Source organism: Solwaraspora sp. WMMA2056 (genome assembly GCF_030345095.1).
Lineage (GTDB): Bacteria > Actinomycetota > Actinomycetes > Mycobacteriales > Micromonosporaceae > Micromonospora_E.
This window is the reverse complement of the sequence record NZ_CP128360.1, coordinates 2,147,970-2,162,653: the sequence shown is the minus strand read 5'-3', so window position 1 is coordinate 2,162,653 and position 14,684 is coordinate 2,147,970. Positions and strand designations below refer to the sequence as shown.

Genomic DNA, 14,684 nt, shown 5'->3' with positions numbered 1-14,684 from the left:
CAGTCAGCTCACGGGCGGCGACGGGCCGGCCGGGTCACCGCGCCGGGGCGGCGCAGCGCGTCCGCCCGTACGACGATTGCCCTGAAGCGGTGGTCCTCGCCGCCGACGACCTCGACCCCGACCAGGTGGACCCATTCGATCCCTGGATGCTGCGCGCCGTCGTCGACCCGGGTGACCCGCAGCACGAGTCGACCGAGCCCGTAGCAGTAGTCGCCGGTATTCAGCGAAACCGTGTCGCCGGGTTTGACCAACGGGTCATTCTTCATCGGTGATCATTTCCACCGACTTGCCGTCGCGCAGCAGTTCCGCAAGCCGCTCGTACACCTTGAAGTCTTCCATTTGTAGAAATTGCAGCGCGGTGTCCATCGGGCGGCATCCGTCGGTCAGACAGACCGGGCAGCCGGCCCACTCCACCGAGGGCCAGTGGTCGGTGACGACGCTCCTCGCGTACCGGATCGCGACGTCGCGGGTCTGCTCCTCGCTCAACTCGGGGATGGCCGGCGGTTGGGAACCTGGTACCAGGACACTCATTTCTGCCCTCCGCTGATCCTCGTAACTTCTCCTGCGAACACTCTGGACTCCGCCGGCACTCTCCCGTAAGGATGGAGCGGCATACCCGTGAAATTACTCGCGTACGGAGGGGTAAGCGGTGGACATGATCATGTGGATACGCGCGCTCAAAGCAGCGCGCGTCGCCGCCGGAGTAAGCCAGGACGGACTCGCCGATAAGATCAATTGGAGCGCGTCCACGATTGCCGCGATCGAGACCGGACGGCGCAAGCCGACCTTCAAGTTCGCCGAGGAAGCCGATGAGGCGCTGGAGACCGGCGGCCTGCTGACCGAACTGCTGGACCGCGCCGAACGCCAACGCACCCCCGCCTGGTTCCTTGCCTGGCGCAGGATCGAGTCCGAGGCCAGGCGCCTCCGTAGCTTCGAGCTGGCCGTCATCCCGGGCCTGTTACAGACCGAGGAGTACGCCCGAGCGATCATCTCCGCTGGCGGGCTACGCACCCCGGCCAAGGTGGAGGAGCTGGTGCGGGTCCGGATGGAGCGGCAGGAGCTGCTGACCCGCGACGACCCGCCGGAGTGCATCTTCATCCTCGACGAATCGATGTTGGCCAGGCCAATCGGCGATCACGCGATCCTCGACCGGCAGCTGCAGCACCTCCAGGAGGTAGCCAAGCTGCCGAACGTGCGAATCCACATCCTGCCGACCGAGGTCGGCGCACACGTCGGCCTCGGTGGCGGCTTCGCCATCGCTCAGCTATCGGATGTCGATCCAATGCTCTACCTGGAGAACAACGCCCGCGGGCAGGTCGCCGACGACGAGGAGACGATCGACCTGCTCAACCGGAAGTGGGACTGCCTGCTCGGCGACGCCGCCTCCACCAGCGCATCGCTACGCATCATCGCGAAATATAGGCTGACGCCATGACGACTCCTGACGGTCTGCAGTGGCGCAAATCCAGCCGTTCCGGCGACACGGGCGGTAACTGCGTCGAGGTCGCCGCCGTGTGGCGCAAGTCCAGCCGCTCTACCGACAACGGCGGCAACTGTGTCGAGGTCGCCGGCAACCTGCCGGGTCGGGTCCTGGTCCGCGACTCGAAGGACCGGGACGGCGGCACCCTCGCCTTCTCCCCCACCGCCTGGACCAGCTTCCTCACCCAAACCCCCGCCCGCTGACTTCACAGGAACGTCCGCAGCTGGCCGCCGCGCCCCCCAACTGGAGAAACCCTGGCGCGATGGCCAGCTGCGGACCAACCCGCTTAGCTAAGGGGGTGCACGATGACGAGCGAGGCTCTGGAGCAGTTCAACATCCATGAGGCCAAGACGAACCTGTCACGGATCATTGAGCGGGTGGAGCACGGCGACCACGCGACCGTCGCGGGGCACGCCTTCCGATGATCCAGCGGGATCCCTTCGACCGAATGCTCGTCGCGCAGGCGCAGTGTGCAGGGTTGACCATCGCCACTCGCGGGGCGGATATCCGCATGTACGACGCGAGCGTCCTACCCGTCTGAGCAGAGCTCACTCTTGCGGGACAACCTGCTGCCGCTGACCGTGTTAGTCTGCCCCGGCCAATCGCCCGAGAGCACAAGGGATGGTCGCATGCAGCTGGTCGGACGACTCGACAGGTTACGCCCCGCCGCACTCCTGATCGGTGCCTTGGCACTGTTGCCTGCCTGCTCGCCGGCCTCGAGCGACCCCGCGACAGCGGATGCCCGCGTCGCCGGATCCGGTGCCGGTGCCGGTGCCGCGCAGGCCGAGCAGGGTGGGCACCCGCTGCTCACCGAGGCGCTGGCGTTGGAGCCACAGGTGCGCGACGTCATCGGCCGGCTCACCGAGGAGTGCCTGCGCGACGCCGGCGTAGACGAGTTCCCACCGCAGGGCTCGGCGCAGGAGGCGCGGTCGGCGGTCGTGGCACCGCAGCTGTCCCCGACGCGCGACGAGGCGACGGCGAACGGGTACGGCATCCACGCCACCGCCACCAGCGGCGAGCCCGGCGCTGAGCAGTTCGTCTGGTCGTCGCCGGACGACGAGCGCCGGTTCCAGGAGGTGCTCACCGGAGGCGCCGACGGCGCGGAGGTCACCGACGACGCCGGCCAGCCCACCATCGGCGGATGCATCGGGCAGGCCCGGACCGCCGTCTACGGCGAGGTCGCCGGCCCGCCGAATCCGACGCCGCTGATCAGCGAGGCGGCGTGGGCCGCGTACGACGCCGATCCGACCGTGACCACGGCGGTGGCCGACTGGTCGCGGTGCCTGCGGGACGCGGGCCACCCGCAGCTTTCCGACCCGGTCGACGCGCACCGCTACGCCCAGTATTTCCATCAGCCGGTGGGCGACCGGCCCGGTGGCCCGGTGCCCGACGGCGGGCCGTGGCCGGTCGACGTGGCGCGGGACAAGGAGATCGACCTGGCCGTCGTGGACGCCGGCTGCGCCGACGAATCCGGGCTGCGCGACGCCCAGCAGCGGGCGTGGGACGCGGCGCTCGACGCTGCGGTCGGCCAGCACGGCACCGAGTTGGCCGACTACCGGGACGCGCTGGCGGCCGCGCTGCAGCGGGGCCAGCAGAGTCTCGCCGGCTGACAGGTTCGCCCGGTCCGGCGTGAGCGCCGGACCGGGCGAAAAGCACCGATCAGAGTCGTACGGTGGTCAGGAGACGCCGAGCGTACCGAGGTAGTCGGGGTTCTCGGACAGCCACGCCTCGACGGCGCCGGCCTCGTCGCCCTCGTGGACGTTGAACATCAGGTCCTCGAGCGAGCCGAGCTGCTGGTCGTCCATCTTGAACTTGCCGAGCATCTCGGTGACCTCGGGGAAGTCCTCGCCGAACCCGGTGCGGGCCAGGGTGTGGATCTCCTCGGCCTGCCCGAGGGTGCCCTCCGGGTCGGCCAGGTCCTTCAGTTCGTAGTTCGAGTACGCCCAGTGCGGGTGCCACAGGGTCACCACGATCGGCTCCTCGTCGGCGATGGCGCTCTGCAGCGCGGCGAGCATCGCCGGGGTCGACGAGGTGCGCAGCTCGTAGTCGTCCAGGCCGTACGTCGGCATGACCTGGTCCTGGGTGGCGGCGGTCAGGCCGGCACCCGGCTCGATGCCGATGATCTCGCCGTTGAACAGGTCGGCGTTGGCGGCGAGGTCGGCCAGCGAGTCGACGCCGTCGACGTACGCCGGTACGGCGATGCTCAGGCTGGCGTTGTCGTACCAGACGCCGAGCTGTTCGATGTCGTCGCCGTACTGCTCCATGTAGGAGGCGTGCGTCTGGGGCAGCCAGCCGTCGAGGAACAGGTCGATGTCGCCGGAGGCGAGACCGGAGTAGACGACGCCGGCTTCGACGTTGGTCAGCTCGACCTCGTACCCCTGGGATTCAAGAACGTTCTGCCACAGGTAGGAGGCGGCGATCGCCTCGTCCCAGGCCATGTAGCCGATGGTGATGCTCTTGTCGGCGGAGCCGGTGGAACCGGTACCGGTGCCGCTGTCGTCGGTGTCGTCGCTGCCGCAGGCGGCGACTCCACCGAGGGCGAGCGCGGCCGCGGCCGCGACTGCGGCCCGGCGGAGCAGTGTGTTGCCGAACATGTGTTCGTCCTTTCCGTGTGTTGCCCGTTCACCGGCGGACTCGCGGTAGGCGAGGCAGGGCGCCGGCACCGGTGACCCTCCCTGCGGGATCTCGGTCTTGCGGTGCGGTTCGGGGCGGTCAGGCCTGTGCGACGGCGCGCTGTGCCCTGGCCGACTTGGTGCGGGCGCCGATCGAGTCGGTCAGCCGATCGAGCACGACCGCGAGGATGACGACGGCGATGCCGCCTTCGAAGCCACGGCCGACCTGGATCCGGGCCAACGCGGTCATGATCACCTCGCCGAGGCCGCCGGCACCGACCATGCCGGCGATGACCACCATCGACAGCGCGAGCATGATCACCTGGTTGACGCCCTGCATGATGGTCGGCAGGGCCAACGGCAGTTTGGTGCGCAGCAGCACCGCCCAGGGCGAGGCGCCGAACGCCTCACCCGCCTCGATCACCTCGCGGTCGATCTGGCGCAGGCCGAGCTCGGTCAGCCGGACCCCCGGCGGCATGCTGAACACCACGGTGGCGAGCACGCCGGGGACGGCTCCGACGCCGAAGTAGAAGATCGCCGGGATCAGGTAGACGAACGCCGGCAGGGTCTGCATGAGGTCCAGTACCGGGCGGGCCAGCGCGGACACCCGCGGATTCTCGGCGATGAGGATGCCCAGCGGTACGGCCATCAGCAGGGACAGTCCGCTGGCGACCAGCACCAGCGCGAGGGTGCTCATGGTCTGTTCCCAGTACGGCATGCCGGCGACCATGCCGAGGCCGATGGCGGTGCCGATGCCGAACTTCCAGCCGCGCAGCCACCAGCCGAGCGCCGCGAAGATCAGCACCATGACGATCGCCGGGGGCGCGTTCAGCAGGTCGTCGAGCGGGTCGACCAACGCCTGGACCAGACTGGAGATGCCGTCGAAGAACGGCTCCATGTGCTCGGTGGTCCAGTCGACGACGGCTTCGAACCCCTTGCCGACCTGCACGTACGGCAGCAGCCCGTCCAGGCCGTCCGCGACGTTCACTGGTCTTCTCCTTCGGCAGTCGCATCGCTGGCGGTGTCGGCGGCGGTCGGCTCCGTGCCGATGGCGCCGAGCGCCCGCAGCAGCGTGATCCGGGGGATCACGCCGACGAGGCGGCCGGTGCCGTCGGTCACCGCCAGCGGGTGTGGGCTCTCGGCGCACGGGGCGAACAGCTCCGCGACCGGGGTCTCCTCGGCCGCCACCCAGACCTGGTCGGTCGTGACGACGTCGCGCAGCGTCTGCCGGCCGTCGCGGATCGCCTGTTCGATGCCGTCGTCGGAGACGGTGCCGACGAACCGTTTGCCCCGGCCGGTGACGTAGACCGCCGAGATCTGGTTCTCCCGCAGCACCCGGGCGGCGACCCGGGGGCCGGAGTTCTCGTCGACGACGCCGAGCGGTCGTTCCATCACCGACGAGGCGGTGAGGATCCTGGTACGGTCCACGTCGGCCACGAACTGCGCGACGTAGTCGTTCGACGGGTCGGTGAGGATCTCCTCGGCGGTGCCGATCTGGACGATCCGCCCAGCCCGCATCACGGCGATCCGGTCACCGAGGCGCATCGCCTCGTTGAGGTCGTGGGTGATGAAGACGATGGTCTTGCCGAGTTGGGCCTGCAGGTCCAGCAGCTGGTCCTGGACCTCGCGACGGATCAGCGGGTCGAGCGCGGAGAACGCCTCGTCCATCAGCATGATGTCGGTGCCGGCGGCCAGCGCCCGGGCCAGGCCGACCCGTTGACGCATCCCGCCGGACAGCTGCTGGGGCAGCTTGTCCGCCCACTGGTCGAGGCCGACCAGGCGCAGCGCCTCCATCGCCTGCTCGCGGCGCTGGGCGCGGGGCAGACCTGCCGCCTCCAGCGCGTAGCCGGCGTTCTCCAGCACTGACCGGTGCGGCAGGAGCGCGAAGTGCTGGAAGACCATGCTGATCTTCTCGCGCCGGACCTTGCGCAGGGCGGCCGGTTTGAGCCTGGTGATGTCGACGCCGTCGATCTCGACGGTGCCGCTGGTCGGCGGGAGCAGGCCGTTGAGCATCCGGATCAGGGTGGACTTGCCGGAGCCGGACAGCCCCATGACGACGAAGATCTCGCCACGGCGGACCTCGAAGTTGGCGTCGACGACCGCGCCGGTGGCACCGAGCGCCGGGAGGGTGTCGTCCCGGCCGGCGCGCAGCTGTTCGAGGGCCTTGTCTGCGCGTTTGCCGAATATCTTGTACAGGGATTTGACGACGATTGCGGACACGATCTCCATTCCAACGGATGTCGTGACGATGGTCCCAGGCGACACATGCATCACACATGCATCGATGGCATCAAATCGTCTGACGGTCGGCGGGCGAACCAGTCCCGGTCGGTGATTGGGGGTTGCGGTCGACCATACCTGATGGGATCCGGAGAACGAAAAATGTCCGATACCGTCACGTTACGGGCATACCGTACCTGGCTGTGTTCGTCACTCCCATCAATTGTTCACCTGTTCCATTGTCGACCGATGCACATCCGCGTCAGCATTGGCACCGAGCGTGACGAGCCCGCCAGCAGCGGCCATCCGGCACCAGCCGCGAGGCATACGGGCGTCCACGCGGATTTCCGGGACGAAACCCCCCACCCCGAGCCGCCAGCAGGGCGCAATCAACGAAACAATTTGGTATCCGTTCGATAAAGGGGGTTGAAAATGCGGGATTTCATCCGCCAACCCCGTCACGACAAATGTGACAGTCGCCACGATGCATCGGGCACCCCGCCACCCCGACACAGAATCACAGCGCCATTCCCCTGAGGGGCCGCCAATTTTCCCGGGCCGGCGGCGTGGACGCGACCGCAACCGGCACCCGGCACCAGCGCCACGTCGACATCGGTGCGCCCAGCCGGCCGCGCCACCCGACGGACCGGCGTCAGCCATGCTGCCCAGCCCGACCCGCGCCACGCCGCCCAGCCCGACCGGCGTCAGCCATGCTGCCCAGCCCGACCGGCACCGCACCGCCGACCGGCGCTACGCTGGAACAGTGTTCCTCAGAGGAGCGAACAATCCGCTGAGGAACAGCGTCCCGGCAGATGTTCCGGTGAAGTCTCGTCACGGGCGGCGACGGCGACGTCAAGGGCCAGTACCGGACGACACGGCATGACGACCGCCGTGAATATCGCGACAGTGAGTGCCCGCGTAGTACCGTGAGGTAGTCATTGCCGCCCGTGCCGGGCGAGGCGGCCGCCGGCACGGGAAGTGGGAGATACACGCGTCATGGCCACACCGACCGTGCACGCGCCGACGCCACCCCGGCGACGCAGGCGCGTCATCATCCTCGTCACGGCGGCGACGGCACTGCTCGCCATGCTGAGTGCCGGAGCCGCGCTCGCGCTCGCGCCGGGCGACCGTCCTCCTGCGACGCACACTGCCGCCAGCCCCTGCATCACACCACCCGGCGGCACCGCGACTCCCAACAACGACACCGCGACTCCCAACAGCGACACCGCGAACCCCGGCAGCGGCACCGCAGCCGGCACTGCGGCCGACGTCGGGGCGGCGGCTCCGGACGGGGGCGAGTTGAGCATCGTCGAGTCTGGCTTCACCCAGTTCGGCAGCGCCGCCGCACCGATCACCCGTGACGGGGTGGTGAGCACCGGTGCGGTCATCGTCAACACCAGCGGCCACCTCGCGTACGGGGCGACGGTGAGCTTCCGCGTCCTCGACGCCGAGGGTCGACCGGCCTCTCTCGACCCGGCCCGCGAACAGCCCCGGCAGATCCCGGTCATCCTGCCCGGGCAGCAGGTCGGGGTGGGCGAGCGACACTGGGTCGCCTCCCGGGGCGGCCGGCGGGTGGAGGTCGCCAGGGTCGATGTCACCGTCACCGGGGCGACCTGGCTGCCGGTGGAGGGTACGCCGACCGCAGCGGTCACCACCCGCCATCTGGACACCGCCCGGTACGGCCCGGACAGCATCGACACCACCGTCAGCTACGAGGTGCACTCGCCGTACTGCCGGGAGTTGGCCTCCACCGGCGTGGGCATCGTGTTCCGCGACGCCGCTGGCGTGATCGTCGGCGGCGGCTTCGACCCGACCGCTTCACGCTCGGGCTGCCGGCCGGGCCGGCACCGGGAATCGGCGCTGCTGGTCCGCAGCCTGCCGCCGACGGCGGACGACGCCCGGACCGAGGTGCACCAGTACTGCGTGCCCCGGTAGGCGGTCGCAGACCCGGCCGGTTGGACGGTTACCGGCCGGGCCTGCGCTCCGCGAGGGTCCCGCCCGGATAGGTCCCTCGGTCATCATGTGGTTCGTGCGGCCGTGATGAACCTCTCGTGTCATGACACGGCAGACTCCATGTTACCGCTAACATCGAACGATGTACATACCGTGACCCCGATGTCAGATCGTGACCTGACTGCGCATTCTCGAACAAGATCGTCGACATTCGACAGACGAGAATCCTCCTGGCCCGTTCCATCTCCACAGTGGCATCAGCAGGAGGAACCATGAGTGGATCCCTGGGCGGACGCGCCGTGGTGCTCGGAGCCAGTATGGCCGGGCTGCTCGCGGCCCGGGTCCTGACCGACCGGTACGACCAGGTCACCCTGGTCGACCGGGACGAACTGCCAGCCCACGGCGACCAGCGGCGCGGCGTACCGCAGGGTCGGCACCTGCACGCGCTGCTCGCCCGGGGCGCGCAGATCCTCGACGACCTGTTCCCCGGCCTGACCGCCGACCTCACCGCCGCCGGCGTACCCAGCGGCGACCTGCTCGGCGGCATCCGCTGGCTGGTCGCCGGACAACGAATTGCCCGCGTCGACATCGGTCAGCCGGTGCTCTTCCCGAGCCGGCCACTGCTCGAACGGTACGTCCGCGACCGGGTCCGGGCGCTGCCAGCCGTCACCGTCGTCGACGGTGCCGCCATCGTCGCGGTGACGACCACCCCGGACCGACGGCAGGTCACCGGGGTACGGGTCCGCAGCGCCACCGACGCCGAAGCCCTGATCGACGCGGACCTGGTCGTCGACGCCACCGGCCGGGGCTCCCGCACCCCGGGCTGGCTTGCCGAACTGGGCTACCCGTCGCCGGTCACCGAGAAGATCCGGGTCGACGTCGGGTACGCCTCCCGGTCGTACCGGCTGCCACCCGGCGCGCTCGGCTCCGACACGGTGATCCTGCAGAACTGGACGCCGCGCCACCCGTACGGCGCCGGCCTGGCCCAGCAGGAGGGCGGCCGGCACATCCTCACCCTGGCCGGCATGCTAGGCGAGCACCCGCCCGCCGACCCGGCGGGGTTCGAGGCCTTCGTCGACCGGCTCGAGTTCCCCGACATCGCCCAGGCGATCCGGTACGGCGAACCACTCGACTCCCCGGTCACGTTCCGCTATCCGGCGAGTGTGCGGCACCGGTACGAGCGGCTGACCCGGTTCCCGGACGGGCTGTTGGTGATCGGCGACGCGATCTGCTCGTTCAACCCGTTCTACGGTCAGGGGATGTCCGTGGCCGCCCTGCAGGCGCAGGCGCTGCGCGACGCGCTGGCCGACGGTGGGCCGCAGTGGCGGCGGTACTTCGCGGCGGTGGCGCGGGCGGTCGACGTACCGTGGCGGATCGCCGCCGGCGGCGACCTCGCCTTCCCCGGGGTGGCCGGCCGGCGCGGCGCGATGGTCCGGCTGACCAACGCCTACCTGCCCCGGTTGCACGCCGCCGCCGTGCACGATCCGACGCTGTCGGCGGCGTTCGTCCGGGTCACCGGGCTGCTGGACCCGCCGGGCAGCCTGCTGCGCCCGGACCGGCTGGCGCGGGTACTGCGCCCGGACCGGCTGGCGCGGGTACGCCCCGGCCGGTCACCCGGGCCGGGCGGTCACTCCCCCAATTCCCGCCAGGTGCCGAGGAGTGACCGGGCGACGTAGACGCTCACCCCGAGCGCGGCGATCATCGGCACCACCCGGCCGGGGCCGACGGCACCGGTGACGATCCCGACACCGATGCCCACCCCGAGGACCGCGCAGAACACCGCCCAGAAAGCGGACAGCAGGTACTTGACCCGCTCCCGTACCGGCAGCCGGCGCAGCCGGTCCCGGACGCCGGGCGGCTTCGGCCTGGTCGGCTTGCGGTAGACGGTGTCCGGCCGGGGGATCTCGTCCGGGTCGCGGGCCGGCAGGTCCACCCGCAGCTGCGGCGGTACGGCCGCGTCCACCGCCGCCGGGTCGACGTCCCGGTAGAGGGTGGGTTCGACCCGGACCACGATGGCGTCGTCGCCGATCAGCTGCCGGCCGCCGTCGGGCCAGGCCAGCATCGCCACGCAGCGGTCGTAGCGGACGGTCGCCACCCGGTCCGCCGCCGAGTCGTCCGCGTCGGAGGGATCGGTCGGGTCGGTGACGATGCTGACGCCCTGTGCGCCGACGATCAACCTCTGCGGCAGGTCGTCGAGCCCGGGGTGGGTGGTGCCGTCGACGGTCCCGGTCGACCCGGTCGGTGCCGCGACGAACCCGGCCCAGTCGGCGGACCGGCCGTACGGGGTCATCAGCAGCGCCGACGCCGCCGCCTCGGTCGCCACCCGGTGCACCGCCTCCGGCGTCACCGCCTTGATCTGCCGCAGCAGGTCGTCGCTGGTGTCGATGGGGAAGCCGGTCAGCAGGTTGAACGCGGCCGAGGGCAGCCGGGCCCGGTCGGCGTCGGCGGTGGCCAGCGCGTCGGTGGCCTTGCCGATCACCGCCGCGACGTCCGCCTCCTCGATCCGGCCGACGCGCACCTTCGCCAGTACGTCGATCATGCCGCCGAGCACCGCGTCCTGCTTCTGCGGCAGCGCGTCCGCCAGGGCGGTGATCACCGAGTACCCGTCGCCGCGCGGCTCGTAGTGGGTCGCGGCGGTGTACGACAGTCCGTCGCGTTGGCGCAGCGCCCGGAACATCTCCCGTTCCAGGACTCCGCTGAAGACACTGGCGGCGACGTCGCGCGCCACCACCGCGTCGTAGACCGTGGACCGGCTACCGCCGGGGAAGTACGCCGGGGTGGTCGGCAGCGCCGACGAGGCCGCCGGGGTCGGCATCCGTACCCCGGAGGGCAGGTCCAGCCGCAGCCCGGCCGGGATGTCGTCGCCGGCCAGCCACAGCACCGCGTTCTCCCGGGTGAAGTAGCGGGCGACCCACTGCTGCAGGTCGTCACCGGTCAACGCGGACAGCCCCCATTCGGGGAAGGCGACCAGCCCGTGGTCGCGGGCACCGTGGCGCCACAGCGGGATCGGGTCGGTCACCGAGCTGCCCCGGTTGCTCCACTCGGTCCGCAGGATGTCCTTCTCCATGCCCAGCCGCTGCAGCGGCAGCTGGCGCAGCGACTGGCACACCCCGGTCAGGAAGGTGGTGACGTCGTCGACCGAGCCCTGCAGGTGGAACTGGGTGACGACGCTGCCGGTGCTGCCGTTGTAGTGGTAGTCGGCGGTGCCCAGCGGATGCAGGACGAGATGCTCCAACAGGTGGGTGACGCCCCGCCGGGCCAGGGTCTCGTCGGCCTGACCGACCCGGAACATCAGCCCGGCGTGCACCGGCCCGCTGGTCGGGGCCAGCAGCGCCGGTACGCCGTCGACGTCGAGTTGCCGGATCATCGCCGACCTCCGGCGGCCAGCGCCTTGCGGCGAAACTCGGCGAACATGGCGACCGGGTCGTCGAACCGGCCCCAGACGTCCGTGCTGACCCGGTTGCCGAGCGCGACGAAGTGTGGTGCGGCGGCGGCGTGGTCGCCGAGCAGGCTGTGGACCATGGCGAACTGGCTGGCCGCGTCGATCCACCCGTACGTCGGGCGGAAATCGGCGTGCAGCACCGACCGGGCAGCGGCCATCCGTACCTCTTCCTTCACTTCCGTGGTGGCGTACTTGGTCTGCTCCCAGGAGTTGAGCTCGACCAGGTGCTCGAAGTGGGCCTGGGCGATCAGCGACGCGTTCAGCGCGCCCTCGGGGGCGGCGGCGGCGCACTCGCGGGCGAACGTGTGCATCTCGTCGAAGCTGCCGCCCCATTTCGGACAGAGCTGCTGCAGCAGCAGTTCCTGGGCGGGCAGGTGGTGCGGGTCCTGTTCGGCGAGCCGGTCGTAGCGGCGGCGCGCCTCGGACTGGCCCAGTTGCAGGCCCCGGGCGGTGATCAGCCGAGCGGCCCAGATGGAGCAGTTCGTCGGCTGGTGCGCGGCGGCATCGATCAGCATCAGCTCGGCGGCGCGCAGAATCTCGTGGAAGGTGCGGAACTGGCTGCGGCTGACGTGCTTGGCGCGGGCGCTGGTCCGTACCTGCCAGGCGTTGTGGATCATCAGCCAGCCGAGGAGGGCGGCGGCCACCGCGTCGGCCGGGTCGGCGTCGACCTGCTGCTGCACCATCGGTCGGATGCCGGGCTCGGCGTCGGCCTGAGAGATCAGCCCGGTCTGGGTCGACGGTGGCTGGCCGGTGATCAGGGCGCGCGCGGTCGGCCAGTCGCCGGCGCGCAGCGCGGCCCGCAGCTCGCGCCATTCCGGGTACGCGTCGGTGAGGTCGGTGGTGAGCGCGAGTTCGGGCGCGGCAGGCATCCCGGCATCGTAGGGCCCGCCGCGCCCCCGCGTGCTCCCGGTCGCCCCGTCAGTGCGCGCTTCCGGTCGCCACCCTTCCGTGTGTGCTCCCGGTCGCCCCGTCAGGAGGTGCCGGCGCGGGCCCGGGGCCGGATGGACTCGCGGGCCTCGGGGGCCAGCCGGGGCGGCCAACTGCCGGGCACCAGGACTCCACAGTGGTACGCCCAGGCGACCAGCGCCGTCCGGTTGGTGACCCGGGCCTGCCGCAGCAGCGCGGTCACGTGGTATTCGACGCCCTTGCGGCTCAGGTGCATGCTGGCGGCGAGTTCGGCGGTGGAGGCGCCACCGGCGAGGCCTTCCAGGACCCGGGCGCCGACCTCGGTCAGCTGTGGGCGGCGTACCCGGTTCTCCGGGGTGAGCAGCACCAGCACGGAGTCGGCGGGCGGCTCCATGCCGCGCACGGCGACGGCGGTGACGTGGCTGGCGGCGAGGCGACCGTCGGTGGCGGTGACCTCGGCGAGGCCGACGAAGTGCGGGTAGGCGTCGGTCAGCAGGACGCTGAACCGGTGCCGGAACCAGGCCCGCCGGTCGGGGTGCAGGACCAGTTCGAAGGGGCGACCGGCGAGTTGGGCGCCGGACCAGCCGATCCATCGGGTCAGGCCGGCCGACACCCGCACGACCCGGCCGTACCGGTCCAGTTGCACCGCGCGGGCGTCGGGGCGCAACCGGATCCCACCGATCAGGTCGGGATCGGCGCCGTGGCCGGGGCTGGTTTCCGTACGGGCGGCGTTGAGGATGCTGGTGGTCTCCACGACGGTACGGTGGCCCGTCGGACTGCTCATTCGGCAGTCCATTCTCTGCTCACTTCGGCCGGCGGCACACTGAAGTGGCCCGGATCGGGCGGTCAGTGCGGATCATCGTGGCAGTTGATCATCCCGGCTTCCACTGGTTACTGGGTGGTACCCCGGATATTCGTGTACGCCGTCCTGACTCTCCGTGCGGAACTGTCGTCACCGGCAGTAGGCTCGCCGACGACCTGAGAGGTGATCATGAGCGTTTCCGACCCGACCGGCACCGACCTGGACAGCAGCGTGCGGGTCCGGGTCGACGTCTGGTCCGACGTCATCTGCCCGTGGTGCTACCTGGGCAAACGGCGGTTGGAGGCGGCGCTGCGCGACCTGCCGTACGCCGACGTGGTCGACGTACACTGGCACAGTTTCCTGCTCGACCCGACCCACCCGCGCGGGGTACGCCAACCGGTGCCGCAGATGCTGGCGGCGAAGTTCGGGGCCGCGCCGGAGCAGGTACGGGTGATGACGCAACGGGTGACCGAGCTGGCCGCGGCCGAAGGGCTGACGTACGCGTTGGACCGGGCGATCATGGTCAACACGGTCGACGCGCACCGGGTGACCCAACTGGCCGCGCGGCACGGACTCGACGGGGCGATGCACGAGCGGCTGCTGCGGGCGCATCTGATCGAGGCCGAGGTGCTCGACGACCCGCAGACCCTGACCCGGCTCGCCGTCGAGGTCGGCCTGGCCGCCGACGAGGTCCGGCGGCTGCTGGCCGGCGACAGGTACGCGGCCGAGGTCGCCGCCGACGTGCGGGCGGCCCGGCAGCGCGGCGCGACCGGGGTGCCGTTCTTCGTGGTCGCCGACCGGTGGGGTATCTCCGGTGCGCAGCCGGTCGAGGTGTTCACCGCCACGTTGCGGGCGGCGCACACGGCGGCCACCGGCTGACCGACGCACCGCCGGCCGGTCGACGGCCGTCAACCGGCCGGCGGACCTGCGGTGCGGTCCCCGTCCGCGGTGCGGTCCCGGTCCGTGGCGCGGTCCCCGTCCGTGGCGGCCGTCGCGCGGTACGACCGCCAGGTCAGCCAGAGCGCCACGAAGCCGGAGATGGTCGCGGCGACGCTGGCCAGCTGGTCGGCCAGGGACGGGCCGAGGGCCGCGACCACCAGGGCGGCGACCAGCAGCAGGGCGAGCAGGCCGAGGGACGCCGTCCGCAGGGTCTGCTTGAGCACCGTGCCGCCCCAGCGGCGCAGCGCCGGCACGGTCACCGTCTCGGCGACGATGATGCCCGCCATCACCAGCAGCGGGATCTGCCACGATTGGATCTCCATGGGCACC

16 protein-coding genes are annotated in these 14,684 nt (G+C 70.9%); 6 read left to right on the top strand and 10 right to left on the bottom strand.

Annotation, left to right across the window (positions count from 1 at the left end):
• Window positions 1-8 precede the first annotated feature (8 nt).
• Together O7608_RS09960 and O7608_RS09955 are read right to left on the bottom strand one after the other, a co-directional pair.
• On the bottom strand, window positions 9-266 hold the full coding sequence (locus tag O7608_RS09960) for a hypothetical protein (protein ID WP_289209663.1): 258 nt from the start codon (window positions 264-266) through the stop codon (window positions 9-11).
• Window positions 256-486: a hypothetical protein gene (locus O7608_RS09955; RefSeq protein WP_289209662.1), complete on the bottom strand. Its 231-nt coding sequence runs from the start codon at window positions 484-486 to the stop codon at window positions 256-258. The genes O7608_RS09960 and O7608_RS09955 overlap by 11 nt, the downstream gene beginning before the upstream one ends.
• A gap of 169 nt (window positions 487-655) precedes the next feature.
• Here O7608_RS09955 and O7608_RS09950 point away from each other — a divergent pair, with 169 nt between their 5' ends.
• From O7608_RS09950 to O7608_RS09940, 3 genes are all read left to right on the top strand, one after another.
• The gene (locus O7608_RS09950) at window positions 656-1,435 is read left to right on the top strand and encodes a helix-turn-helix domain-containing protein (protein ID WP_289210846.1); all 780 of its coding nucleotides are present in this window, start codon (window positions 656-658) and stop codon (window positions 1,433-1,435) included.
• Window positions 1,432-1,683, top strand: coding sequence for a DUF397 domain-containing protein (locus tag O7608_RS09945; protein WP_289209661.1), 252 nt, complete (start codon window positions 1,432-1,434; stop codon window positions 1,681-1,683). Before O7608_RS09950 ends, O7608_RS09945 begins: the two co-directional genes overlap by 4 nt.
• Window positions 1,684-2,109: 426 nt before the next feature.
• Complete coding sequence (locus O7608_RS09940) at window positions 2,110-3,090, top strand: hypothetical protein (RefSeq protein ID WP_289209660.1); 981 nt, start codon at window positions 2,110-2,112, stop codon at window positions 3,088-3,090.
• Between the two features lie 66 nt (window positions 3,091-3,156).
• Here the strand turns inward: O7608_RS09940 and O7608_RS09935 are convergent, their stop codons facing one another.
• From O7608_RS09935 to O7608_RS09920, 4 genes are all read right to left on the bottom strand, one after another.
• On the bottom strand, window positions 3,157-4,074 hold the full coding sequence (locus tag O7608_RS09935; RefSeq protein WP_289209659.1) for a glycine betaine ABC transporter substrate-binding protein: 918 nt from the start codon (window positions 4,072-4,074) through the stop codon (window positions 3,157-3,159).
• Between the two features lie 118 nt (window positions 4,075-4,192).
• Window positions 4,193-5,080 (bottom strand): ABC transporter permease, encoded by an 888-nt coding sequence (locus tag O7608_RS09930; RefSeq protein ID WP_289209658.1) that lies wholly within the window; start codon window positions 5,078-5,080, stop codon window positions 4,193-4,195.
• Window positions 5,077-6,321 (bottom strand): quaternary amine ABC transporter ATP-binding protein, encoded by a 1,245-nt coding sequence (locus O7608_RS09925; RefSeq protein ID WP_289209657.1) that lies wholly within the window; start codon window positions 6,319-6,321, stop codon window positions 5,077-5,079. Before O7608_RS09925 ends, O7608_RS09930 begins: the two co-directional genes overlap by 4 nt.
• A 210-nt stretch (window positions 6,322-6,531) precedes the next feature.
• Entirely contained in the window at window positions 6,532-6,795 is a 264-nt protein-coding gene (locus tag O7608_RS09920) for a hypothetical protein (protein WP_289209656.1), read from the bottom strand.
• A 513-nt stretch (window positions 6,796-7,308) separates the two neighbouring features.
• Here O7608_RS09920 and O7608_RS09915 point away from each other — a divergent pair.
• Together O7608_RS09915 and O7608_RS09910 are read left to right on the top strand one after the other, a co-directional pair.
• Entirely contained in the window at window positions 7,309-8,247 is a 939-nt protein-coding gene (locus tag O7608_RS09915) for a hypothetical protein (protein ID WP_289209655.1), read from the top strand.
• 290 nt (window positions 8,248-8,537) lie between these two features.
• A complete protein-coding gene (locus tag O7608_RS09910; protein ID WP_289209654.1) occupies window positions 8,538-9,941 on the top strand; it encodes an FAD-dependent oxidoreductase in 1,404 nt (467 codons plus the stop codon).
• Here the strand turns inward: O7608_RS09910 and O7608_RS09905 are convergent.
• From O7608_RS09905 to O7608_RS09895, 3 genes are all read right to left on the bottom strand, one after another.
• Window positions 9,893-11,632, bottom strand: coding sequence for a M16 family metallopeptidase (locus tag O7608_RS09905; protein WP_289209653.1), 1,740 nt, complete (start codon window positions 11,630-11,632; stop codon window positions 9,893-9,895). The genes O7608_RS09910 and O7608_RS09905 overlap by 49 nt on opposite strands.
• On the bottom strand, window positions 11,629-12,576 hold the full coding sequence (locus tag O7608_RS09900) for a hypothetical protein (protein WP_289209652.1): 948 nt from the start codon (window positions 12,574-12,576) through the stop codon (window positions 11,629-11,631). The genes O7608_RS09905 and O7608_RS09900 overlap by 4 nt, the downstream gene beginning before the upstream one ends.
• Before the next feature lie 101 nt (window positions 12,577-12,677).
• On the bottom strand, window positions 12,678-13,397 hold the full coding sequence (locus O7608_RS09895; RefSeq protein WP_289209651.1) for a helix-turn-helix transcriptional regulator: 720 nt from the start codon (window positions 13,395-13,397) through the stop codon (window positions 12,678-12,680).
• A 207-nt stretch (window positions 13,398-13,604) separates the two neighbouring features.
• Between O7608_RS09895 and O7608_RS09890 the strand changes: the two genes are divergently transcribed.
• Complete coding sequence (locus tag O7608_RS09890) at window positions 13,605-14,294, top strand: DsbA family oxidoreductase (RefSeq protein WP_289209650.1); 690 nt, start codon at window positions 13,605-13,607, stop codon at window positions 14,292-14,294.
• Between the two features lie 29 nt (window positions 14,295-14,323).
• Here O7608_RS09890 and O7608_RS09885 read toward each other — a convergent pair whose 3' ends face one another.
• Entirely contained in the window at window positions 14,324-14,677 is a 354-nt protein-coding gene (locus O7608_RS09885) for a hypothetical protein (protein WP_289209649.1), read from the bottom strand.
• Between the last annotated feature and the right edge of the window lie 7 nt (window positions 14,678-14,684).